Consider the following 23,079-nt stretch of genomic DNA (forward strand, 5'->3'; position numbering starts at 1 on the left):
TTATTCACCTTTGCAGTAGTCGGCGGTGTCGATAAACACCTGTTTTAAGTTGTAGCCACTGGCGGCAAAAGCGGCGCTGGCATTGCTAACCAGTGCGCGGTCGGCGGCGTTGCCGGGTTTGCGCAGGCAGACTTGAGTAAACACTTTTTCTACTTGGCAACTGGCAAAGGCGCCGGTGTTGGCCAGCTCGCGGCCCAGGCTTTTGGCGCCACTGCCGCTGCCGGCTAAGGTTGGGTCCCATTCGAGAATAGCATTGGGCCCCTCGCGCCAGTAGTTTAGCCAGTTGTCGTTGGGGGTAATGTAGCCCGGCGCAAAAGTGCGGGCGTTAATATGATATTTAGCTTCGGTGCGGTTGCCGGTTACCGGATCGGTTGTACCATCGCTGTTGTAGTGGATCGCACCGCGCTCGGCATCAGGGTCGGTGTTGGCATCGTATTCGTAATCGTAGTAGGCAAACGCTTGCGCCATTGGGTCCATGCCGGCGTGGCAGCCAACGCAGTTATTTAAAAACACGCGACTGTCACCGCCGGGGCTGCGGCTGATATCTTGGCGAACTCGATCGGGGGTGCGGGTAACGTCGTGTACTTGTTCTAAATCGCGACATAAATGATTGAGCAACGTAAAGCGGAACATCGCGCGGTTGGTGCCGGCGATAAAAAACGCCTTAGCGGCAGCGCGGCTGGTTATTACTCCAGCGGTGGCGGCGGCGGGTATGTCGGTTAGTTGCGATTGTGTTTGCCGTACCAGCGATTCGCCCAGTTTGGCGTCGCTGTCTTGCAGCGCTTGGTAGTGGGCGTTGTCGTTAGGGCTGTAAGCGGGCAGCCCTAAGCTGGCGTCGCCGGTGTACAGTACATCGGCGACCAGTACATCGCGAAAATCCGCTTCGTCGCGTATCAGCCCCATCACTGTGGCCGTGTAATCGTTGAGCGGGGCAAAGGCGGTCATATCGCGGTTGGTCCAGGGCGTTACCCAGGTTTTTAAGGTGGCGCGGTAAAAGCCGTCGTTGTCCATCGCGATGCGCACCGCTTGCGCGGTATCGCCACTGCTAATGAGTTGGCTCATTTGTGTTAGTACAGCGGGGCTGGGCGGTACTCCGGCGATGCGCGAGTGTATGGTCAACGCTTGTTCGCGGGGGCCGGCTGTGGCCGTGGCGGCGAGTAAACTTAGGCTTAACGCTAGAGCGCAGTGGCGTAAGTTAAGAGGCGAACAGAGCGGCATGGGTGGCTCCAAATGGTTTGATGCTGTGGCAGTTGCTGGGTTTGTGTTTTAATCTAGGTCTTGCAAGTTGTGGCTTATTATAGGCGGATTAACGCTCAAGCCTGTGTTATTCGGCCGTCTGTGGGTGTCTACCCAATCACAGATTAGCAAGATCGTAACAAAAGTTTATATAAATTGAGATGCTCAGCGTCCGTGTTGGCACACAGCGTGACTGGCGACAAAGATTTATTGTCGCGATTGCCGGACAATCAACCTTTGTACCCAGCTAGGATGGTCAATGACAACACACGCTGTAACGCCGCCGCTTATATCGCCTTCGGATGCCTTGTCGCGGGTTTGTGCTCGCCGTTTCATGTCGGCCTCGTTACTTGCCGTTTTATTGGCCGGTTGTGGCGGCGGTGGTGGCGGGCCTAGCGGTTCGGGCCAGGCGCCGGACCCAGTGGTAAAAGATATTCCCATTGCCTACATCGAGCGGCCGCTTCCGCGCAATGATGATGGCGAGCTGTTGCCGTTAATACCGACTGGGCGCGATGAGTTTACCCCTGGGGCGCGCTTATGGATTAAAAACCGCGCCACCGATAGCGCCCTGGCCATTAATATCACCGATCAAGCCTTTGCGGCAGGTGCCGAGTACGATGTTAAAGATTTAAGCGCGCACCCCGATGGTGACCGGTTGTTGTTTGCTATGCGTGCGCCCGAGATAGAGGACGCGCCCGACGAAGATCAGCCCACTTGGAATATCTGGGAGTACGACTTATCCAGCAGTGAGCTGCGGCGCGTGATCAGCTCGGATATTGTTGCCGAGACCGCCGATGATATATCGCCACGCTACCTACCCGATGAGCGCATCGTATTTTCATCGACCCGCCAAATACGCAGCCGCGCGTTACTGTTAGATACCAACAAACCTCAGTATGCCGCCGAGAGCGAATCGGGCGATGGCGCTGCATTTGTATTGCACAGCATGTCTGCTGCCGGTGAAGATATTCGGCAAATTAGTTATAACCAGGGCCACGATTGGGACCCGCTGCTGCGCGACGATGGCCAGCTGCTGTACACCCGCGCCGATAGTTACCGCAATAACCGCATCAGCTACTACACCAGTAACCCCGATGGCACCGATGTGCGCCCCCATTACGGTTACCACACGCGGGCACAAGAGGACACGCCGTGGTTGTTTAACCCAGAGCTAATGCCAGATGGACGGTTGGTGGGTATTTACAAACCGCGTGATGAGCTGCCGGGCGGCGATATGGTCGCCATTGATACCCGCGAGTACGTTGAAGATGACCAAACGGTGCTGGGTTTTGAGGGCGATGCGCTAGATAAACTGACGGTGTTGCCGGTGATGATTGATGGCAGTATCTCGCGGCACGGTTATTTTTCGGCATTAGCGCCGCTGTTTGATGACACCAACCGTTTACTGGTGAGTTGGAGCCAGTGCCGTTTGGACGAGATCGACCCAGATACCGGTGACTCCCGCTATGTGCCCTGCACCGATGACAATTTAGCGGCCGAGTACGAGGCCGCGCCACCGGTGTACGGATTGTTTATTTATAACCTAGACGACAATTCGCAACAGCCGGTGATTGTGCCGACCGAAGACGTTATTTACACCGATTTAGTGGTGCTGGGCCCCCGCCCAACCGCTGCCACCACAGATAACCCCACGGTGCCGTCACACGCTCAAGAAGGCTTGGGGGTGCTGGATATTCGCAGTGTTTATGATTTAGATGGCGTGGATACCAGCGGCGTGGGTATCGATACCCTGAGTGATCCGGGTCAAACTGTAGCGGCGGCTCGCCCTGCCCGTTTTTTACGTTTAGTGGGCGCGGTATCGCAACCGCCGCGAGACATTAAACAAGTGCCGGGCAGTGCCTTTGGTGTCAGCAGCGCTCAGGGTATGAAAGAGATTATTGGTTATGTGCCGGTGGCGCCCGACGGTTCGGTGCACGCTTTGGTGCCGGCCGATACCGCCTTTACGATTTCGGTGCTTGATGCCAGCGGTATGCGTATTAGTCCGCGCCACCAAAATTGGTTACAGGTGCGTCCCGGCGAGACGTTTAGCTGTAATGGTTGCCACCAGCGCGACTCGCAAGTGCCCCACGGGCGGCTTGATGTTGGTCCGGTGGCGTTAAATGCCGGTGCGGCGACCAGTGGTTTAGCGTTTGCTAATACCGAGCCGCAATATGTGGCCGAGATGGGCGAAACAATGGCCGAGGTTTACGCCCGCATTGTCGGCGCACCAAAGCCGCAGGTCGATTTAGTGTACAACGATGTCTGGACAGACCCTGCTGTACGCGCCAAAGATCCAAGCTTTAGTGTCCGTTATAGTGAGCTTGCCGACGTACCCGATCCCGCGCGAGTACCCACCAGTGCCGCTTGCCAGCAACAGTGGAGTGCGGCGTGCCGAGTGACGATTGCCTACCCGACACATATTCAACCGCTGTGGCAACAGCCGCGCATAGTGTTCGCTGACGATAACAGTGTGTTGGCTGATAACACCTGCACGAGTTGCCATAGCCCAGCGGATGCCGATGGCCTTGTGCAGATTCCCGCCGGCCAGTTAGACTTAAGCGCGACTGAGACAGATACTGATCAGCTCGTGTCGTACCAGCAACTTATGCGCACCCGCTTTGAGTTAGAGTTGCTAGACGGTGTGCTGCAAGAGCGCTTAATCGCCACCGGTGAGTTTGCCACCGATGAAGATGGCGAGTTGATACTGGATGCCGAAGGCAACCCAATACCGCTGTTTGAGCGCGTACCTATTAGCCAAATTTTGTCGTCCGGCGGCGCCTTTGCCAGTGGTCGCTTTTTTAACCGATTTACCGAGTTTGATCCCATGGAAGATACCTTTGATCACCGTGGTTTAATCAACAATGCCGAGCGCAAGTTACTGGCGGAGTGGTTAGATATCGGCGCGCAATACTATAACAACCCATTTGATGTGCCCGAGTAATGCTTAAACGTTTAGCGCTACTAAGCCGCGCCGCACTTGCATCCACCTTATTTGGCTTGCTCGTGGTCGCTGCATCTGCACCGGCAGTGGCCGATTGGTTTGATGCCGAGCCGCCGCTGGTGGTGACGGTGGACAGTGCTTACATCGATGTCTACACCGGCCCCGGGCGCGGTTACCCGATTTTTCATGCGCTGGAATATGGCGAACCTATTACCCTATTAAAAAGCCGCGCCGGTTGGATAAAAATTGCAACTGAGCGCGGTTTAAAAGGTTGGGTTGAGCGCAGCGCTATGCAATACACTTTGGGGCCCGATGGCCAAACCCCAGATTTTACCGATGAGTACCGCTCCGATGCGGTGGTGGGCCACTTTGAGTTGGGCGCCGCGCTGGGTGATTTTGGCGGTGCCGATTCTGTCGCTATGAGTTTGGGCTACCGCTTTACCCGCAACCTGACTATAGAGGCGAGCTATTCGCAGCAGGCCGGACAATTCTCTGACAGTGAAATTATTGGCGCCGGTTTATTGCATCAACCGTTTCCCGAGTGGCGAGTATCGCCGTTTTTACGCATGGGCGCGGGAATGATAAAAGTTAACCCCAGCGCAACCTTGGTAGATACCGAAGATCGTGAGGACTCTGTGTTGCAGGCGAGCCTTGGCGCTTATGTGTATTTGTCGCGGCGCTTTTTTCTGCGCGCCGAATACATAAACCATTATCTGCTAACCACCCGCACTAATAATGAAGAGGTTTCCGAATGGCGAGTTGGCTTCAGCGTTTTCTTTTAAATAGAAAGTTTTTAGCTAAAAAGGTATTCACTAAGCGAGCTTTAACGGCGCTGTTGATAACCGCACCGATATGGCCGGCCGCCTCGGCGCTGGCGCAGCAGGATGATCCACTTGAACCTATAGTGGGCGCCGACATTGAGCGCCGTCAAATTACCGAGGATATGCTCGATACCGAGAACTTTGAGATCGGCATCTATGGTGGCGTGTTGGGCATCGAAGATTTTGGCAGCAATAGCGTATTGGGACTAAGCCTTGCTTACCATATTAGCGAAGATTTTTTTGTCGAAGCTATTTACGGCGTAAGCGAAGCGCAAAAAACCAGCTACGAGCTGTTAAGTGGCGCGGTTGAATTGTTAAATGATGCAGAGCGCGAGCTGACTTACTACAGTTTAGCGGTGGGTTATAAAGTATTGCCGGGACAGGTGTATGTAAGCCGTAATATGGCTTTTAATACCCATTTTTATATTACGGCAGGGGCTGGTAATACCGAGTTTGCCGCTAATCGTTATGCCACTTACTCGCTGGGTGCGGGTTATAAAATTTACTTAACCGATATGTTTGCGGTAGATATTGGCATGCGTGATCACATGTTTAGCCATGAATTGTTTGGCGAAAGCCGAAAGACCAATAATTTTGCAGGCCGTATTGGCCTATCTGTATTTTTTTAGGAGCTTTGCATGAGCGTTGCAGTAAATACTTTTGTAAAACCACTGCGAGTGGTGAGTGTTGGTTTGTTATTACTTGGCCAATTGTTTTTTTCGGCACACGCTGCCGAAGCGGTAGGCACTAAAGCGCCAGACATCACTTTAAAAAGTAATCAGGGTAGTAATGTGCGCTTGGCTGAGCAGCGCGGCCAAGTCGTGATGTTAAATTTTTGGGCCAGCTGGTGTGCACCTTGTCGTAAAGAGATGCCGCTACTGGACGCGTTACACCAGCGCTACGAAAGTGCAGGCTTTGTACTTTATGGCGTTAATGTTGAATCCGATGCAACTGCAGGCGATAAGCTGATTAAAGATCTAGGGGTTGGTTTTCCGATCTTGTACGACCCTGAAAGCATCGCCAGTAAACTGTACAGCGTCGATGCCATGCCCACCACCGTGGTCATTGATCGTAATGGTGTGATTCGCTACGTTAATCGCGGCTATCGCGCGGGCGACGAAGAAAAGTATCGCGCGCAAGTTAAAGAGCTGATTCGCGAATGAATATTGCCCCGCTTGCACGCGTGAGCTTAGTGCTACTGGCTCTGGGTGCTTGTGCCTGCACGCCCTGGGTAAAACCCTACGAGCGTGAGCACTTGGCCGATCAGGTGATGAGCTTTGATCGCGACCCTATTGCGGCGGGTTATTTACATCACGTATACGAGGCGCGCGAGGCCGCGCGCGGTGCAGAGGGTGGCAGTGGAGGCGGTTGTGGTTGTAATTAATAGGTTAATGCGGGGCATTGCTGCTTTATTACTGTTGCTGCCGTTACTTACCACCGCCGAGGTATTGCAGCCGGACCGCTTAGATGTGATGTACCACAGTTACGACGGCGGTGGTGCCACGATTGATGGGCCGTCAGTCTTAGTGCGTAAAAATATTGCCGATACTGTTTCTATCTCGGCGGGATACTATGTGGATATGGTGTCTAGCGCCTCAATTGATGTACTTGCTACCGCCAGTGAGTATTCCGAAGAGCGCACCGAGTATTCTATTGGCCTGGATTATCTACACGATAAAACCTTAATGAGCCTGGGTTATACCTCTAGCACCGAGAGCGACTACGAAGCCGAGACGGTTAGTGCCGGTGTTAGCCAAACATTTTTTGGCGATTTAACCACCCTAAGTATGGGGCTGAGTTTTGGTGAAAACTTGGTGGGTGTTAATGGCAATGAAGATTTCTCGGCCAGTGCGAAAAATTATCGCTACCGCTTAAGCTTGTCTCAGGTATTAACTAAATCGTTAATTGCCGTGGTTAGTGCCGAATCGATTATAGATGAAGGCTTTTTAAATAACCCTTACCGTCAAGCGCGTTATAAAGACAGCAGCGTGCCACGGGGTTATAGCTACCAGAGTGAAGTGTATCCATTAACTCGCAACTCCGATGCTTTTAGCGTACGGGGTATTTACTATTTGCCGTGGCGCGCGTCAGTGCGTGCCGATGCCCGCTACCACGATGATAGTTGGGGTATCTCGGCCACCAACATAGAGCTGCGTTATTTACACACCGTGGGCCAAGATTGGTTGGTTGAGGCTAAATACCGCGCTTACAGTCAAAGCCAAGCTGATTTTTATTCGGACTTGTTTCCCTTTCGCGATGCGCAGAATTTTTTAGCGCGCGATAAAGAATTAAGCGAATTTAGCTCTAACAGTTTTGGTTTGGGTGTTACCTACACCCTGCCCGAGCGTTGGCTATCGATATTTGAAAAAAGCACCGTTAACTTGTATTGGGATAATTTTCAGTTTGATTACGACGACTTTCGCAATGTGCTCGATAGCGAAGCCGCCGTTGGCGAAGAATCCTTGTATGGCTTTGATGCCAACGTGATTCGGTTGTATTTTTCTTTTTGGTATTAACCGCTGGGTGTACTTTACCGTCGGTTATTAGTTTTTGCGAAAATAACCGCTCAGGCGTTGCAACCTAGTTCTTCTCTGCTGCTCCTCCGGTGTGGGCCAGTGCGATTTTTTGCTTTCACATTGTGCTATACCATTGGTTCCTAAACGCAAGCGCCAGCGCTGCGCTGTAGCGTAGCCCTGATCGAGATCTGAACACACCAATAACAGATTGTAGTCGTGTTGTTTTTCGATGGGGTGAGCCTGAACCGTAGAGGTCAGGTCATCTGGATCTTCCCAGGCGAAGAGTTTGTTCCTGGTGGCTTGAATCATTTCGCACAGCTCTTCGCAGTTTAAACTAATACGCTCTTGTATCTGATTTTGCTCGAGTGAGGTTTTATCCAAATTTAACACCGAGCGATAACAGATAATTTGCCGCTCCTCAATGGTGGTGGTCCACTTGTCGGTACAGTCGATTATCTGTTGCGAGAGCTCGGGTCGTTTGCGGTAGTCTAGCCAAGCCTTTTGTAGTGCCAATAGTTTGCTGGTGTAGGGCATGAGTAAGCGCAGTTTCCAGCGCGGTTTGTCTTTGCGTAGCCAATTGGTTGCACTATCAATAATGTCGTCGCGCAACACATCGCGAAGTGCATAGATCAGTGCGATACCTAACAGTAGTGCTAGCGATAATTGTTGGTGATCGTCACGCAGGTTGAACAGCAGATAAGTGAACAGCGACATGACGAACATGGTGGAGGCCGCTTTAACCAACTTGCGCGTACCGGCACCTAGTTCGGTCACTTTAGAGCGCAGTACCACGGGAAACTCTAGTAGCCGTAGGTACAAATTCATACGGTTCCACACCCGAGTGGGTGTGCCGCGAAAGTCGACTAGGTATTTCATCTCGCGGCGGTGAGAATACTCCAGTTGTAGAAATTCCTGAATTGCATCTTTGAGCTCTTGATCTAACTCAGAAAATCCCTCGAGTGTTTTACATTCCAGTAAAAACTGCTCGGCATGCCAAGAAAAATAAACATCCACCAGCCTAAAGTAACGCTGTTGATTACTTTGTTCGGGGGTAGATTGACGCAGCCGTTGGGAAAAATTCTGGATCAAGCGCAGGGCGCGTTTTAGCGGGTCGGCGGTAAGCTCGGCATTTTGGATTTGCTGACGTAAGCGGTCGACCGAGGCCCGGTATTGAAACAACCAAGAGCCATACATGATTTCGTAGTGTGGCGAGAGCAAGGCGAATGCGCTACCGGCTTTACCTATCCGGTCTTTATCGGGCAGCCCCAGTAAGCCAAAGCGATGCTCTAGAGAGTTGAAGAAGAATTGTTGCTCGGTCAGTGTTCGAGAAGAAAATCGCTCTTCATGAGGAGTGAATAGATACAGCTCGACTTTATACTGCCCCGGCTTTTTTAATGTGCGGGCCAGCTGCAAACGGTAATCACCTTTGCGTTTTAATGTAAACACGGTACCCCCTATAGCCTCAGATAGCTTATGACGATACCGAGACATTTGTCGGGCGTCCACATAAATGATGAGTGTTAGAGCGAAGGCCAGTAAAATGTATAGAATTAAACCATAAACCTTAAGTTTTTAGCCGCCCGATTTGATCGGCCGCTAGGCTTACCTAATGAACTTATGAATGGCGACAAAGCTCAATCATTGGCCCCGAAGCACCATTGACAATAGGCAGAAAAAGAGTGCCTTCAGAGCCGCGCCCCAAGCCTTTCGTCCACCACACGAATTCGCTGTTAACGTAACGCGAGCCGCTGCCAGAAACCGCAATCTTCATATCGTACTGAATGTTTTTGTATTGGATGACGGCCGAGTCGTGGGTGACGTAGGTGGCTGTAATGGTTTCGTCACTATTGCAGCGATAGTGATGTACCGTTGTTGTCGCAGTACTTGGCTGGTAACGTACACAGGCCGATAAAAGTAAAAACACGGTGAATGTTAGAGGTGCGATAGCAACTTGCATACAAGTGTTCGTTTTGAGTGGATGGTGCTAGATGTCTAGATATGTAGTGCTTAGATATCCGGTCGAGATCAATTACACCAGAACTTGCCGAGTGTTGGCAATGTAGTAATGAATCTGCTGCTCTACCTTGCTGTCAATCATCTGCTCTGGACGTCGATCATTGGGGCAAGGCATCTTGGGCGTTGTGCCAAACAGGCGGCAGATTAAGGGGCGTTCACCATACACGGTGCAACCATTGGGCCCTAGGTGAACGCAGTTGTAATCATTTAATGCCGCATCGTGCTCCGCTTCAGTTTTAACCGGTAGGCGTGACATCTCCTCAGATGAGGTGGTTACCGGGCCGCAGCAATCATGGCAGCCTGGGACACATTCAAATGACGGAATCTGTTCGCGTAAACGCGCAATAATATTTCGGTTGTCGTTCATTGATTGTCTTCTGTTTTTCTGGTCGGTGCATTTTACACCAAATACCCATTTTAAGTCCGGCGCAGTGTTAGGGCGGTATTGGGTTGGTATAAATATCGAATTCCTCTAAACTCGTGACAATAAATATAAAGTATAGGGTTTACTATGGAATTGCTTGCTGTTGTAGCGACTATCGTTCTGCTGATTGTTTTAATTGTCTGGTTAAAGCTTCACCCCTTTTTGGCCTTTTTGGTGTCATCCTTATTTGCCGGCTTGATGCTTGGCTTGCCCGCCTCTGAGATCCCATCTGTTGTTGAGGCTGGTATAGGAGGCACCCTGGGTGGGTTGGTGACTATTGTTTGCTTGGGGGCGATGTTCGGCAAGCTGGTGGCGGCCAGTGGCGCCGCGCAAAAAATTGCTGAAGTTTTGATGGCGGCCTGTGGTGATAAGTACATTACCTGGGCGCTGATGCTGACCGGCTTTATTGTGGGGATTCCTCTCTTTTACAACGTCGGGTTTGTGTTGTTGGTGCCGTTGGTTTTTTCGGTGGTGTATCGCTCGGGCTTACCGGCGGTATATTTGGGTATTCCGCTGTTGGCCGCGCTATCGGTGACACACGGATTTTTACCACCCCACCCGTCGCCCACAGCTATGGTGCCTATGTTTGATGCCGATATGGGCAAAACATTACTGCTGGGGTTGGTAGTGGCATTGCCCACTATGATACTTGCAGGCCCGCTGTTTGCTAAAACACTTAAAAGCATTAAATCAGAGCCTTTAAAAACCTTTATACCTTCGGATAAATCGTCAGAACAGTTGCCGAGCGGTTTGAATTGTTTTGTGACGGCGTTACTGCCGGTTATTTTGATTGCCAGCTCAACGGTATTGCCCGATTTGGCGACAACGCCACAACAAGAATCACTGTTACGGTTTGTCAGTCACCCGTTGGTGGTTATGCTGTTGGCGTTGATGATTGCAAGTTACACCTTGGGGGTTCGTCGCGGTACCTCGATTGCGGCGCTGATGAATCACTATGGTGAAGCGGTAAAAGATATTGCGGTCATTTTGTTGATCGTGGCCGGTGCCGGGGCGCTAAAACAGGTGTTTATTGCCAGTGGTGTCAGTGTAACGATTGCCGATGTATTGCAGGGCGTCAATATTAATCCGTTGTTGCTCGGCTGGTTAATTGCGACGGTTATTCGTATTTGTTTAGGTTCGGCTACGGTTGCCGGGCTTACCGCGGCGGGTATTATGGTGCCGGTGGTTAGTGCTACCGGAGTAGATGCTAATTTAATGATTTTAGCGATTGGTGCGGGAAGTTTAATGTGCTCGCATGTTAATGATTCTGGATTTTGGATGTACAAAGAGTACTTTAATTTGAGTATTAAACAGACCTTGCTGTCGTGGACTTTGATGGAATCTATTGTGGGTGTGGCAGGTTTAACCGGCGTGCTGTTGCTTAATGCGGTTCTTTATTAATATGAGCCATACATGCCAACATTCATAAATATTTTTGTTGATTGAATGGTTTAACCTATTGTTTGTGACTAAACGCCCTGTGCCGATTGGCGTGCAGGGCGTTTAAACTTAAGAGTTAGCTTGTTTTTAAGCTTGAGAGTTAAAAACTACCGGCTCTTTTTGAGTGCTCTTAACTACGACTGTTCCTGCCAATTTATCGTGCCAGCCTTGTTTTTTCTTATCGATTCCTACCCAAATTATGCCAAGAAGAAAAGGGATGGTGGCGACATAATAACCTAAGTATCGGCCAAGCAGCCGACCGGGTGAAACCGCCAGCCCTGTTTTGGCGTCGACTATTTTTAAGCGCAGAGCCATTTTCCCCGGTGTGGCCGATTTATAGACCCAAAAAATAAGTACCGCTAGCGCGGGTAGAATGTAGTTGAGCATTAGGTTCCAGAAATCATAGGGAGGTGTATCGCCTAGCCAATATTCTTTGCCGTAGATTAAGGTTAATATAGGCAGGATAATGATCATTATTAAAAGTGTATCAATCAGCGCGGCCGCAACTCTAATCCAAAATCCTGCGTATTCTAAATCTTTCATTTTTTACTCCTAAAGGTTTAATACTCTGTAAACATTTAGAGTATTTTTGGGCTGTTATTGACTAAAAATATTAGCTCCAAGCGTTATCCACATTAATATTACCGCAATAAAATTAATGCTAAAGATCGTGCCCCGAAGCCGAATGTTAGTGGTAAATATTTGAATGATGCTATGCGCTATCCGACCAAATATAAAGAGCCAAGCACAGTATAATTGGCTGGATTGATAAAGCTCTGGGCGACAAACAACAATGATGCACGCGGCATAAAATAATACCGGCCATTCGAACTGATTGGAAAGGTTGGCGCTTACCCTTAACTCCATGCTGGCGAAAGGGTTGCTGCCGTCAGTATTAGCCGCTATTCCCCACACCTTAGGGGCTCGCATAACCGTCAGCAAAACATACAGTAGTGCAACCAGTAATATGTGGACTAACATAGGTAAGAGTAATAATTTGTCCATGAATAAACTCTACTTTATGGTTGATCTGGCCGTAATTGAGCCCCGCAAGATTGTGACAAATACGCCGTTAAACACGGCGGTTTATGTGTTGCGTATGCTACAGGCTGTAGCCCTTAATCGTACTCGTGGCACGTGTTGATGCCAAGCTGACAATGAGCTTGCTGGTGTCTGCGGTATTCAATCGAGCACTCGATGCTCGTCCTTTTGTGATCTGCTGTTGCAGTGCTTAGCGGGCAGAGATCGGGCTAATTTCAACTATCTCCTCTGTTGTACTACTCAAACCCTAACAACTTAGGGTATTATTGACTATAAGCGCGTAACAACTGGCCCAAGCGGCCATTTTACGCCGTTGGCTGCTTGTGACGCGCATCTATAGTGTTTATGATCGGTACGTGTCTGCCGGAGTTTTCGGCCCGAGCCATAGACCGCGTAATACACATATTGCGCTAATAACATAATTAATAATTAGGTATTCTCCATGAATAATTCAGTCAGCTCTGAACAGGGCAGTACAGGATTTATTATTTTCATCAGTGTTATCGCCACGATAGGCGGTTTTCTGTTTGGCTATGACAGCGGTGTTATTAACGGTACGGTTAAAGGCTTACAGATCGCCTTCGACTCTGAGTCAGCCGGTACTGGGTTTAGCGTCTCATCGATGCTGCTCGGTTGCGCCGCCGGTGCTCTGTTTGCTGGTCGTTTGGCGGATCGTTACGGTCGTAAAGCGCTGTTAATTATCTCGTCGGTACTGTTTATTATTTCAGCCTGGGGTTCGGGTGTTGCCGGCTCTACCGGTGAGTTTGTGGTGTATCGCATTTTAGGTGGTTTGGCTGTAGGTGCCGCCTCGGTAATGGCGCCGGCTTATATTAGTGAAGTAGCGCTGGCGCGCTATCGCGGTATGCTGACTTCGGTACAGCAAATTGCGATTATCTCGGGTCTTACCGCGTCTTTCTTTAGTAACTACTTTTTGGCCGAGTCGGCCGGCGGCTCGACCGCTGAGTTTTGGCTGGGTTATGAGACCTGGCGTTGGATGTTCTGGGTTGAGCTGATTCCTGCCGGTATCTTCTTTATTGCCTTGTTGGCAATACCCGAGAGCCCACGCTTTTTGGTGGCCAGTGGCAAAACCGAGAAAGCCCGTGAAGTACTGGTGCGTTTGTATGGCACGGTAGATGGCACGGCTAAGTTAACTGAGATTGGCGATTCGATGGCCGCTGATCATCACCGTCCGCGCTTTTCCGATCTTATCGATAAAACGGCAGGCCGTGTTCGCCCTGTGGTGTGGATCGGTTTGGGCTTGGCAATTTTGCAACAGTTTGTCGGCATTAACGTGGTGTTCTACTACGGTGCAGTATTGTGGGAGGCCGCAGGCTTCACTGAGAGCCAAGCGTTGTTGGTAAATGTGTTGTCCGGTAGTATTAGTATTGCCGCCTGTTTTATTACCTTCTTCTTAGTGGACAAAATTGGCCGTAAACCATTGTTGTGGTTTGGCTCGGCCGGTATGGCGATTAGCTTAAGTGTGGTTGCCTACGCCTTTTCGGGCGCACCCGTTGATGCTGCCGGCAACTTGCAGTTATCGGACGATGCAGGCTTAACCGCGTTGTTTGGCGCTAATGCTTACGTATTTTTGTTTAATTTATCTTGGGGCCCTGTGGTGTGGATTATGTTGGGTGAGATGTTCCCCAACCAGATTCGCGGTTCGGGTCTTGCTATTGCAGGTCTGGCTCAATGGTTGGCTAACTTCCTGATTACTTGGAGTTTCCCCATTATGTTGGCGGGTATTGGTTTGTCCGCGGCCTACAGTATTTACGCCTTCTTTGCGGCCTTGTCGGTGTTCTTCGTGATCTTTATGGTGCGCGAGACCAAAGGCAAAGAGCTGGAGGAGATGGAGTAACCGCTCTGACTTGATTAAAAAGCCACCTTCGGGTGGCTTTTTTGTGTCCATAGGGTTCTCTATTTGTTGAGCCCTGCATCTAATTGCCTAGTGTGAGCGTCTATTAGGAAGTTATTTTTGATCCATAGTCATCGCTCGTTGTTGTTGAGTTAATTAGACTTAGAAAGATAGGGGAGTTAATCGTGGACAGCTTAGTGCCGTTATTTGCTATTTTTATGGTGTTTTCTACTCCAATTATGTGTCTTGGCATCTTGATGGTTGCGTTAGAGCGACGCAAACGATTACAGCTCGAGATCATTAATCGTTTGATCGAAGGCGGGCAGCCGGTGCCTGAGTCGCTGTTTACTGGTGCAACTAAAGCTACCGGGGGCGACCCTTTATATCGCCGCAGCTTGTACCTACTGTGGGTCGGCGGAGCGGCGTTTGTTGCGCTGTTTTTTGCCGCAGGGCTAGATGTTGCGGTGTTGGCATTGATACCGATTGCCATGGGGGCGGTTAATTATAAGCTTTGGCAAGATTCACGTGCCGAGCAAGCCCGCGACGGCGAATAAACTCCTGATGGAACTCAGTGACGAGATTCTAATTGAGCGCGTCGTTAAAGGACGTGACCGGCACGCCTATAGCCAGCTGGTGCTGCGCTATCAGTCGCGCCTGCGTCAAGCGCTGCGCCAGCAGTGCGCTGGCGATCACGCTCTGGCAGACGATATCGCGCAGGATGCGTTTATAAAAGCCTACCACGCACTGCCCGGCTTTAAGCGGCAGTCGGCGTTTTTCACTTGGCTGTATCAAATAGCCCGCAACAGTTTAATGAGCCATTATCGGCGTAATATTCCCGAGCCGAACAGTGAGTTGGTCGAGCGCACGCAAGCGCAACTGACAAGCGGTGGGCCGGCTATGGATGGGCGCGATTTAAATCGCGCTATGGTGCAGCTGAGCGCGCCTCAGCGCGAAGCGCTGCACTTAACCTATCGGCTTGGCTACAGTAATGAAGAAGCGGCACAGCTAATGAAATTACCTCTAGGTACAATTAAATCCCACGTTTTACGCGGCAAGACTAAACTTAAAACGATACTGCACGATTGGCAGCAAGAGGTGTGCAATGAGCGCGGATAAACTAGACATTTGGCTTGAGCAAACGCTTGCCGAGCAAGAGCCATATTTGGATGACGATGGTTTTAGTGCTGCGGTAATGGCGCGCTTGCCGGTGCCTGTTAGCCGGCGTCGGTTGTTGTGGGCTAACGTTAGCGTTGCTGCGGTAGTGATGTTATTGGTCGCTTGGGTGTTTCCTTGGGGTAATGCCGCGGCTGTAATTAATGACGTGGCGGCGCAAAATTGGCTACTGTTGGCGGCTGCGATAAGTGCAGTGTTTACGGCCGCTATTTTAGCCGTTGGTTATTGGAGTTATCAGCGTTACAGCTAAGGCCCCAGAGCTTGCCAATCAGAGCTTGATAGAGACACCCATTTATCACGCTTGACGTCCTCGTACACATTTCGGCATCAATCCTGCAATATCACCTGTTCTGCGGTTTTCTTTGCCATTTTTGGCTTAAATCGCAAGCTTAACGTGTGTTATTTGCAATGCGCGTGTAAAGATTTCCGTGCACCGGGGGGATGGCGTGACCTGTTTAAAAATACTAACAATCAATACCCATAAGGGTTTCACTACCTTTAATCGCAAATTTATGTTGCATGAATTGCGCGAGGCGGTGCGTTTGGTGTCGGCCGACTTAGTGTTCTTGCAAGAGGTTCAAGGTGAACATCAAAGTTGGTCGGAGCGTCACGCCGCCGTTTGGCCGAAACAGCCGCAGTATGAATTTTTAGCCGATGAGATCTGGCAAGACTTTGCCTATGGTCGCAATGCAGTGTATCAGGAGGGGCATCACGGCAATGCGTTGCTTAGTAAGTACCCTATTAAAAGCTGGAATAATTGGGACATGTCTTTAAATGGCATTGAAAAGCGCGGCTTATTGCACTGCCAAATTGATGCTCAAAATGGTCAAACCATACACGCAATCTGTGTTCACCTGAGCCTGCGTGAGCCTCATCGTCAAATTCAATTAAAGCAGTTGTGTGAGCACGTCAATGCTATTCCTGCTGGCGAGACAGTGATCGTCGCGGGTGATTTTAATGATTGGCGACAAAAATCCCAGACCATATTGAAAGATAGCGCGGGGATGCAGGAGGTGTTTACCGATGCCTATGGCAAGCCACCGCGCACCTTCCCCGCCCTGTTCCCTTTGTTGCGGCTTGACCGTATTTATGTACGCGGCGCCGAGACTCATATGCCTATCGTGCTGTCCAGTAAGCCGTGGTCTCGTTTGTCAGATCATGCGCCGTTATTGGCCGAAGTGGAATTTTAATCGGAGCCTATTATGTTTGGAATTCGTCAGTTTAAAGGTCATTTTTGCGACAGTAATCGTTTGCAGTTGTTAATCAATGGCGAAGAATTTTTTCCACAATTGCTACGACGTATTAAACACGCGAAACGAGAAATATTTATAGAGACATTTATTCTCGAAGATGACCGTATTGGTAATGCACTAAAAAACGCATTAGTGGCCGCCGCCCAGCGCGGCGTCTGGGTAAGTGTTACCGCCGATAGTTGGGGCAGTCACTATTTAAACTCCGAGTATATCGAGCAGCTAACAGCTGCCGGGATTGTATTTCAAATCTACGATCCACAGCCCGAGTGGTACAGCGGTCGTCCTAAGTTGTTTCGTCGCTTGCATCGCAAGCTTGCAGTTATTGACGCCACTTATGGATTTATTGGCGGTATCAATATGTGTAACGATCATATGATCAGCAGTGGCCCAGAGGGTAAGCAAGATTATTCTGTTGAGTTGGAAGGGCCGATTGTTAATGAGCTGCGCGAGTTGTGTAAAAGTTATGTCCGCGATGCCAAAGATGAGCACTTACAAGAACTTGTTACACAGTTGAGCGCCCCAGCAAAACCCGGCACTACACCTATGGCTTTTGTCTCGCGGGATAATCGTCGCAACCGCAGCGATATTGAAAAAGCCTATTTGGCGGGTATTCGCGAGGCTAAAAATAGGGTTTGGATTGCCAATGCTTACTTTTTTCCTGGTTATCGTTTTATCCGTGCTTTGCGTAAAGCTGCCAAACGAGGTGTGGATGTAAGGTTGGTGTTGCAGGGAGACCCGGATATTCCATTTGCCTTGCCAATGGCGCGAGCTTTGTATGATGTGTTGGTTCGCAACGGCGTAAAAATTTACGAGTATAGCGACCGGCCGTTGCATGCCAAAATTGCCATTATTGACGATCAGTGGTCGACGATCGGTTCGAGCAATCTTGACCCGTTGAGCCTTGCGTTTAATCTTGAGGCCAACATTATTGTGCGCGATCAAACCTTTAATGGACAGCTTGCCGATCAAATATCTGAATTAGAAAAAAACAGCCGTAAAATTGAATCAGATTGGCTTGAGCGCCGGCATTGGTACTATTTAGTAAAAGATTTTTTTATGTATCATTCGCTACGTCACTTTCCAACATTCGCCGGTTTGTTTCCGGCTCACACGCCTAAAATTCGTGAGTTAAAGCGAGACTTTGATACTGGTGATGGACGTACTCCTAATGCCAGTTTACGCCGGCAGTATCCCGAATCGAAACACGCTCGTCGGGTCACGCGCAAACAGGATTATGACAATATCGCCGATATTGAATCCAAAGAAATTGAGGTTTAATTATGGTGAATATTAGTCATAAAAAAAATTACCATGGGCTTATCGATAAATGGCACAGCATCTCTAGTTGGGTTAATTGGACCTGGGTAAAAAATAGTTTGACGCTGATATTTTTTGGCTTAGTGGCTTATTTACTTTATCAGCAAGCCACCACTATCGAGTGGGGGAAAGTACTCGAGACTTTAAAAAACACCTCTATGCTGACCTTGGCAACCGGTTTAGGTTTGGGTGTGTTGTGTTATTTTGTGTACGCCAGCTACGATCTGTTTGGTCGGTATCTTTTGGGGTTAAAGGTAAGCATGGCTAAAACGTGGTTTGTGGCTTGGTTAAGTTATGCCTTTAATTTAAACCTTAGTTCACTGGTCGGTGGTATAGCCTTTCGTTATCGGTTGTACTCGCGTTTAGGGGTAAAGGCTGGAGACGTAACCAAAATTTTAGGTATTAGCATTGCCACCAACTGGCTGGGGTACATTTTATTGGCTGGTGGTTTGTTTGTCTCGGGTCAGATCAACCCGCCCGACAGCTGGGTGGTAAATTCTGTTCACTTACAATTTATTGGTGTGGCCTTTGTTTTAGTGGTTTTGGCCTATCTTGGAGCGTGTGGGTTTTCCAAAAAACGTGAGTTTCAAGTGCGTGATACAACGCTGACTTTACCTTCGGTGAAGATTGCCTTGTTGCAGCTGGTAGTGGCTTGTATTCATTGGACGCTCATGGCTACGGTGATTTATCAGTTTTTAGCCGATGATGTTAACTTTGCAACTGTATTTGCGGTACTGTTGGTGAGCAGTTTGGCGGGTGTGATTACTCATATTCCGGGTGGTCTTGGTGTATTAGAGGCAGTATTTTTAGCGTTGCTTGCCGGTCAAGTTGATAAAAGCACAATTTTGGGTAGTTTATTTGCCTATCGCTGCGTATTTTATTTGATTCCCTTGGCTATCGCGATACCTACTTATTTAATGTTTGAGGCCTTTACCCGTCCGGCCGAAGGTGATGCTGAAAAAGCCAGTGCAGCCAGCTAAGCTTTGCTACAATAGAAAAAAATATAAAGCCTGATAGATGATCCTTTGATATTAACGTTATATTGACAAAGGTTCGGCTAATGAATTTACAACATAAACTGCTCGCATTATTTTTGGTGTTTAACGCAAACTATCTTTATGCAGAAGATCTAACAGGTACCTGGGAGTTAGTCGGCGGTGAATTTAAAAACGTCGCAGGTGAGATGCTGGATTACCACGAGGAGAAGTTTGTCGGTGTTAAGGTGATTAATGCAGATCATTTCTCGTTTGTCTCTAAGCGCGATGGTGAATTTTGGGCTGCCGCCAGCGGCCCTTATAGTGCCACCGACACTCATTACACAGAAACGCCAAACATCGCCTCGTTTGGTGAGGTAGGGAACGATTCTTACGAGTTTCGTTATCGTCTTGAGGGCAACAGCTGGCACACCGAACGCTTTGTTAACGATGAGCGTGTTGAGTATGAGCACTGGCGCCGCGTCACTCCGTAAATGCACATTACCGAGTTTGTTTTAGAGCAAGCTCGGTATCAAGCTGCTCGGCTAGCACGGGTCTGTTTTCAAGTCGCAATAATTGCGCAACACATTCACTGGTACACAAACCGTATTCACGTTGGTTGCGCCGCAACCGATACTGTGAGGCGCGCTCTGGTTTTAGCTCTAAATGCTTGAGTGGGTGTAAGTAAGGACTTTGGTTGTACATCTTACGGGCCTGCTGCCACGTGGCGTCGAGCAAAATAATATGAGCAGGTAACGGTTCGGTTAAAGGTAATGGCGGCTGATCGTCCAATGAGGGATACACCAACGCGCTAGGCATAGCGTTAATGCGCGCAAGCAATGTAGCGCAAGGCAGCTTGCGCTGCCAAATCACCCGTTCACAGCTCAGTGCATCTTGCTGTGCTAATACCGCCAATACTAATTGTCCGGTATTGCTGGTTTTATTAAGCTCGGTGGCATGTGTCAGCAGGGTTATAAACATAAACGATTGTGCTTAGCACTCCCCCCATTGGCGCAACAAGTTATGGTATACGCCAGTGAGTGATACCAGCCGTGGATCTTGCGGATAATCGCTGGTGATGCCCTGAATGGATTGATCTAAATCAAATAAAATTCGGCGTTGCTCGTCGCTTCTGATCATGCTTTGCAGCCAAAAGAATGATGAAATTCGCTGGCCTCGAGTAATGGCTTCGACTCGGTGTAGGCTGGTCGAGGGGTATAAAACTAAATCACCTGCGGCTAATTTAACACTCTGGTTGCCGTAGGTATCCTCCATAATTAATTCTCCACCATCGTATTCATCGGGCTCTGATAAAAACAGAGTCATAGACAAATCGGTGCGAATTTTTACCGCTGTACCACGCACGGGACGAATGGCATTGTCGACATGGTTACCAAAGCTGTGACCTTCGCGATAACAGTTAAATAGCGGTGGAAATATTTTATTGGGCAGCGCCGCCGACATAAAATGTGGATTGGCTCCCAGCGCGGCTAAAATCATATCGCCAAGCTCGCGGGCAGCCGGTGAGTTCTCGGGTAGTTGAATATTGTGTTTCGTTTGTGCCGATTGAAATCCAGCGGTTACTCGGCCATCGATCCAGCTACTTTCGGCCAGGCGTTCGCGGGCGTGTTGCACTTGCGCCTTGGTCAGTACCGATGCGATACGATGGAGCATAGGGTTTCCTCGTTATAAAAATAAAAACAGCCCTAACAAATGCTAGGGCTGTTTTATAACTCGCCGTTAATTGTTGTGGCGGGTGTTGCTTGTGGTTTTAAAAGCTAAAGTTTGCACCTAGGGTGACTGAACGACCGTCTCCCACATAGGCGTGACCACCAGGGCGTGAAGATGAAATATAGCGCTCGTCAGTTAAGTTGTCACCGTTTAGCTGGAACGAGATAGCGTCGTTTAGCTGGTAAGAAACCATCAATTGTAGCACTTGATAGCTGGGGACGGTGACGCTATCGCTGACCGAATACTCGCCCATATGTTGTACTCCGCCTGCGACTTTTAAGCTGTCGGTTACGGTGTAGTTGGCCCAAATGCTTAAGGTGTTCTCGGGCGTCAGTACCAGATCGTTGCCCTGTTCGTCGGCATCGTTTGATTTGGTCACCTCAGTGTCCATGATCGCGGCCGACGCTTGAATTTGCAGTGCATCGGTAATGTTGCCCGTTAGCCCAAATTCAATGCCGTCTACTTGTTGCTCGCCGTCCAGCACAATGCCTTCGCCATCGGCGTCGGTGGTTTGCGCATTGGTGCGCACGGTGCGGAATACCGCCGCCGATGCCAGCAAGTTACTGCCAAACAGATCCCATTTAGTGCCCAGCTCGTAACTTAGCGCTTCTTCCGGGTCGAGATCTGCCGTTGTGGTGCTTAAGGTTAAACCGTTACCCGCTGGGGTAAAAGCAGTGCCTACGCCAAAATAAATCGAGCCATTTTTAGCCGGTTTGAAGACTGTCGAGGCGCTCCAGCTAAGCATGGTATCACTGCTGTCCAGAGAGAAAGGCGGAGTCTCGCCACCGCGGCCACTGCTGGTGTAGTTCTGGCTGTAGGTTAAATCAAATTGTTCTAAACGTACGCCACCGGTTAATTCCCAGTACTGGTTTAACGTTAGAGTATCAAACGCGTAGATTGCGTAAGTTTCACTTTCTGAGCCGCGTATTTGGCTTTTGTCTTCATTAATGTCGCCAAGCCAAGTGTCGTTTGGGTTAGGGTTTAGCAGTGGTGTATCGACAGGGTAATCACCGCTTGTAACGCTAACTACATACTGGTCTAGATTTTCTTGGGTAAATTCCACACCGATATTTAAGTCGTGCTGTACCGCGCCGGTAGTAAAGTGGGTGGTGATGTCGGTTAAGCTGGTGACAACATCACGAGCTTGCGATTTACTTTTAATATCGTCGCGGCGGACAAAATTATCGGCGTCGGTACGGCTTAAGCGTGGCGAGGTGCGCACGTAAAACAAATCGCTCTCGGCGTATTTTAATAAGCTGGTTAAACGGGTGTTGTCGCTGATGTCGTGGCTGATTTTTCCAGACAAAGACGCAACGTCAACCTCTTCGGTATCGCGGCCGTTAGCAAAGCCGTAAAAATTATCGGCTAAACCGTCGGGGATATAAACTTCGCCGCTGTCGTTGGTAAACATGGGAATGCCAAAGTCGGGAATATTGTCCTGACTTAAGTATTCACCGTATAGATCTAACCGAGTTGTCTCGCCCAGCTGCATGGCCAGCGATGGCGCGATACCGACAGAGGTGTTCTCGACTACATCGCGGCCTGGGGTGCCACTGTCTTCGAGCAATAGGTTTACCCGAGCGGCAACAGTATCGCTCAGTTGTTGGTTGAGATCGATGGTGGCGCGCAGTTGGTCGTCGGTGCCTGCTTTAACCGTACCGCGATGGGCGGTATCGAATTTAGCGGTTTTTGTGATTAAGTTAACCGAGCCGCCAGTTGAGCCGCGACCACTGTAGCTCGACGAGGGGCCGAGGGTGACTTCTAGTTGCTCCAAGTTGTAAATATCGCGCTCATACACAGCGGTGTCACGCACGCCATCAGTGTAAATATTTTCGCTGCTGTCGAAGCCGCGAATACTTAAATTGTCACCAGGGTTAGTGCCCCCTTCGCCCGCTGCAATGGTAATGCCGGGCACGTTGCGCAATGCCTGCTGCAATGAATCAACTCCTTGATCGTCCATTACTTGTTCGGTGAGAACATATTGAGTGGCGGCGGTATCCAGAATCGGTTGGGTGCGCTTGGGGGAGTTAATGGCATCGACTTTATAGCTGTGCTGGTCGCTGCTTTCGATGCGTGTTTTCTCTAAAACCGTACCTTCCCCAGAGGTTTGTGCAAAGGCGGTACTGCTAATGGCAAGGCCTACAGCGCTGGCGAGCGCACAACGTTGGACGAGGCCGATAGTAACGGGAAGGTGACGGTAGTTCATAAGGTGGTCCTTTGAGTTGATGGGGTTGTGATCAGGGCGAGATCGCCTTTAATGCGACCCATTCTCATTATCTTAACTCGAAATAGATGTAAATGAAAACGATTTGCGTTACCATTGCTAAATATTATGGAACCATTT

24 protein-coding genes are annotated in these 23,079 nt (G+C 49.6%); 15 read left to right on the forward strand and 9 right to left on the reverse strand.

Features of this window, described 5'->3' with window-relative positions; translation table 11 throughout:
* The gene (locus tag GILYN3_RS11330) at nucleotides 1-1,218 is read right to left on the reverse strand and encodes a hypothetical protein (RefSeq protein WP_049723084.1); all 1,218 of its coding nucleotides are present in this window, start codon (nucleotides 1,216-1,218) and stop codon (nucleotides 1-3) included.
* A 277-nt stretch (nucleotides 1,219-1,495) separates the two neighbouring features.
* Between GILYN3_RS11330 and GILYN3_RS11335 the strand changes: the two genes are divergently transcribed.
* The 6 genes from GILYN3_RS11335 to GILYN3_RS11360 are packed head-to-tail and all read left to right on the forward strand — an operon-like array spanning nucleotide 1,496 to nucleotide 7,514.
* On the forward strand, nucleotides 1,496-4,177 hold the full coding sequence (locus GILYN3_RS11335; RefSeq protein WP_049723085.1) for an HzsA-related protein: 2,682 nt from the start codon (nucleotides 1,496-1,498) through the stop codon (nucleotides 4,175-4,177).
* The gene (locus GILYN3_RS11340) at nucleotides 4,177-4,959 is read left to right on the forward strand and encodes an SH3 domain-containing protein (protein ID WP_049723086.1); all 783 of its coding nucleotides are present in this window, start codon (nucleotides 4,177-4,179) and stop codon (nucleotides 4,957-4,959) included. The genes GILYN3_RS11335 and GILYN3_RS11340 overlap by 1 nt, the downstream gene beginning before the upstream one ends.
* Nucleotides 4,929-5,627, forward strand: a complete 699-nt coding sequence (locus GILYN3_RS11345; RefSeq protein ID WP_049723087.1) for an outer membrane beta-barrel domain-containing protein — start codon at nucleotides 4,929-4,931, stop codon at nucleotides 5,625-5,627. The genes GILYN3_RS11340 and GILYN3_RS11345 overlap by 31 nt, the downstream gene beginning before the upstream one ends.
* 9 nt (nucleotides 5,628-5,636) lie before the next feature.
* Nucleotides 5,637-6,161, forward strand: coding sequence for a TlpA family protein disulfide reductase (locus GILYN3_RS11350; protein ID WP_084005377.1), 525 nt, complete (start codon nucleotides 5,637-5,639; stop codon nucleotides 6,159-6,161).
* Nucleotides 6,158-6,382, forward strand: a complete 225-nt coding sequence (locus GILYN3_RS11355; protein ID WP_049723088.1) for a DUF4266 domain-containing protein — start codon at nucleotides 6,158-6,160, stop codon at nucleotides 6,380-6,382. Before GILYN3_RS11350 ends, GILYN3_RS11355 begins: the two co-directional genes overlap by 4 nt.
* On the forward strand, nucleotides 6,369-7,514 hold the full coding sequence (locus GILYN3_RS11360; RefSeq protein WP_198147348.1) for a DUF3570 domain-containing protein: 1,146 nt from the start codon (nucleotides 6,369-6,371) through the stop codon (nucleotides 7,512-7,514). Before GILYN3_RS11355 ends, GILYN3_RS11360 begins: the two co-directional genes overlap by 14 nt.
* A gap of 27 nt (nucleotides 7,515-7,541) precedes the next feature.
* On the opposite strand, the gene GILYN3_RS11365 is transcribed toward GILYN3_RS11360, so the two are convergent.
* The 3 genes from GILYN3_RS11365 to GILYN3_RS11375 form a co-directional block, all read right to left on the reverse strand.
* Nucleotides 7,542-8,960: a hypothetical protein gene (locus GILYN3_RS11365; RefSeq protein WP_049723090.1), complete on the reverse strand. Its 1,419-nt coding sequence runs from the start codon at nucleotides 8,958-8,960 to the stop codon at nucleotides 7,542-7,544.
* A 169-nt stretch (nucleotides 8,961-9,129) separates the two neighbouring features.
* Nucleotides 9,130-9,471 (reverse strand): MliC family protein, encoded by a 342-nt coding sequence (locus GILYN3_RS11370; RefSeq protein WP_049723091.1) that lies wholly within the window; start codon nucleotides 9,469-9,471, stop codon nucleotides 9,130-9,132.
* Nucleotides 9,472-9,543: 72 nt separating this feature from the next.
* Entirely contained in the window at nucleotides 9,544-9,897 is a 354-nt protein-coding gene (locus GILYN3_RS11375) for a YkgJ family cysteine cluster protein (RefSeq protein WP_049723092.1), read from the reverse strand.
* A gap of 144 nt (nucleotides 9,898-10,041) precedes the next feature.
* Between GILYN3_RS11375 and GILYN3_RS11380 the strand changes: the two genes are divergently transcribed.
* Nucleotides 10,042-11,355 (forward strand): gluconate:H+ symporter, encoded by a 1,314-nt coding sequence (locus GILYN3_RS11380; RefSeq protein ID WP_049723093.1) that lies wholly within the window; start codon nucleotides 10,042-10,044, stop codon nucleotides 11,353-11,355.
* 126 nt (nucleotides 11,356-11,481) lie between these two features.
* Here GILYN3_RS11380 and GILYN3_RS11385 read toward each other — a convergent pair whose 3' ends face one another.
* Together GILYN3_RS11385 and GILYN3_RS17080 are read right to left on the reverse strand one after the other, a co-directional pair.
* Nucleotides 11,482-11,937 carry an RDD family protein gene (locus tag GILYN3_RS11385; RefSeq protein ID WP_049723094.1) on the reverse strand — a complete coding sequence of 152 codons (456 nt, stop codon included), beginning with the start codon at nucleotides 11,935-11,937 and terminating at the stop codon, nucleotides 11,482-11,484.
* A 54-nt stretch (nucleotides 11,938-11,991) separates the two neighbouring features.
* Nucleotides 11,992-12,399, reverse strand: a complete 408-nt coding sequence (locus tag GILYN3_RS17080; RefSeq protein ID WP_049723095.1) for an MAPEG family protein — start codon at nucleotides 12,397-12,399, stop codon at nucleotides 11,992-11,994.
* Between the two features lie 478 nt (nucleotides 12,400-12,877).
* Here GILYN3_RS17080 and GILYN3_RS11395 point away from each other — a divergent pair, with 478 nt between their 5' ends.
* The 8 genes from GILYN3_RS11395 to GILYN3_RS11430 all read left to right on the forward strand — a co-directional run bounded on the left by GILYN3_RS11395 (nucleotide 12,878) and on the right by GILYN3_RS11430 (nucleotide 19,498).
* A complete protein-coding gene (locus GILYN3_RS11395; RefSeq protein WP_049723096.1) occupies nucleotides 12,878-14,290 on the forward strand; it encodes a sugar porter family MFS transporter in 1,413 nt (470 codons plus the stop codon).
* Between the two features lie 182 nt (nucleotides 14,291-14,472).
* Complete coding sequence (locus GILYN3_RS11400; protein WP_049723097.1) at nucleotides 14,473-14,841, forward strand: DUF6249 domain-containing protein; 369 nt, start codon at nucleotides 14,473-14,475, stop codon at nucleotides 14,839-14,841.
* Between the two features lie 7 nt (nucleotides 14,842-14,848).
* Nucleotides 14,849-15,403, forward strand: a complete 555-nt coding sequence (locus tag GILYN3_RS11405; RefSeq protein ID WP_049723098.1) for an RNA polymerase sigma factor — start codon at nucleotides 14,849-14,851, stop codon at nucleotides 15,401-15,403.
* Nucleotides 15,390-15,710, forward strand: coding sequence for a DUF5056 domain-containing protein (locus GILYN3_RS11410; protein ID WP_049723099.1), 321 nt, complete (start codon nucleotides 15,390-15,392; stop codon nucleotides 15,708-15,710). Before GILYN3_RS11405 ends, GILYN3_RS11410 begins: the two co-directional genes overlap by 14 nt.
* Before the next feature lie 196 nt (nucleotides 15,711-15,906).
* Complete coding sequence (locus GILYN3_RS11415) at nucleotides 15,907-16,650, forward strand: endonuclease/exonuclease/phosphatase family protein (RefSeq protein ID WP_232305577.1); 744 nt, start codon at nucleotides 15,907-15,909, stop codon at nucleotides 16,648-16,650.
* Nucleotides 16,651-16,662: 12 nt separating this feature from the next.
* On the forward strand, nucleotides 16,663-17,991 hold the full coding sequence (gene clsB, locus GILYN3_RS11420; RefSeq protein ID WP_049723101.1) for a cardiolipin synthase ClsB: 1,329 nt from the start codon (nucleotides 16,663-16,665) through the stop codon (nucleotides 17,989-17,991).
* 2 nt (nucleotides 17,992-17,993) lie between these two features.
* The gene (locus GILYN3_RS11425; protein ID WP_049723102.1) at nucleotides 17,994-19,010 is read left to right on the forward strand and encodes a lysylphosphatidylglycerol synthase domain-containing protein; all 1,017 of its coding nucleotides are present in this window, start codon (nucleotides 17,994-17,996) and stop codon (nucleotides 19,008-19,010) included.
* Between the two features lie 80 nt (nucleotides 19,011-19,090).
* A complete protein-coding gene (locus GILYN3_RS11430; protein ID WP_049723103.1) occupies nucleotides 19,091-19,498 on the forward strand; it encodes a hypothetical protein in 408 nt (135 codons plus the stop codon).
* A 7-nt stretch (nucleotides 19,499-19,505) separates the two neighbouring features.
* On the opposite strand, the gene GILYN3_RS11435 is transcribed toward GILYN3_RS11430, so the two are convergent.
* The 3 genes from GILYN3_RS11435 to GILYN3_RS11445 all read right to left on the reverse strand — a co-directional run bounded on the left by GILYN3_RS11435 (nucleotide 19,506) and on the right by GILYN3_RS11445 (nucleotide 22,941).
* Complete coding sequence (locus tag GILYN3_RS11435) at nucleotides 19,506-19,985, reverse strand: tRNA-uridine aminocarboxypropyltransferase (protein ID WP_049723104.1); 480 nt, start codon at nucleotides 19,983-19,985, stop codon at nucleotides 19,506-19,508.
* Between the two features lie 12 nt (nucleotides 19,986-19,997).
* Entirely contained in the window at nucleotides 19,998-20,678 is a 681-nt protein-coding gene (locus GILYN3_RS11440) for a Fe2+-dependent dioxygenase (RefSeq protein WP_049723105.1), read from the reverse strand.
* A 97-nt stretch (nucleotides 20,679-20,775) separates the two neighbouring features.
* The gene (locus GILYN3_RS11445; protein ID WP_049723106.1) at nucleotides 20,776-22,941 is read right to left on the reverse strand and encodes a TonB-dependent receptor; all 2,166 of its coding nucleotides are present in this window, start codon (nucleotides 22,939-22,941) and stop codon (nucleotides 20,776-20,778) included.
* Nucleotides 22,942-23,079: the final 138 nt, after the last annotated feature.

The organism is Gilvimarinus polysaccharolyticus, assembly GCF_001187555.1.
In the GTDB taxonomy this organism is placed as follows: domain Bacteria; phylum Pseudomonadota; class Gammaproteobacteria; order Pseudomonadales; family Cellvibrionaceae; genus Gilvimarinus; species Gilvimarinus polysaccharolyticus.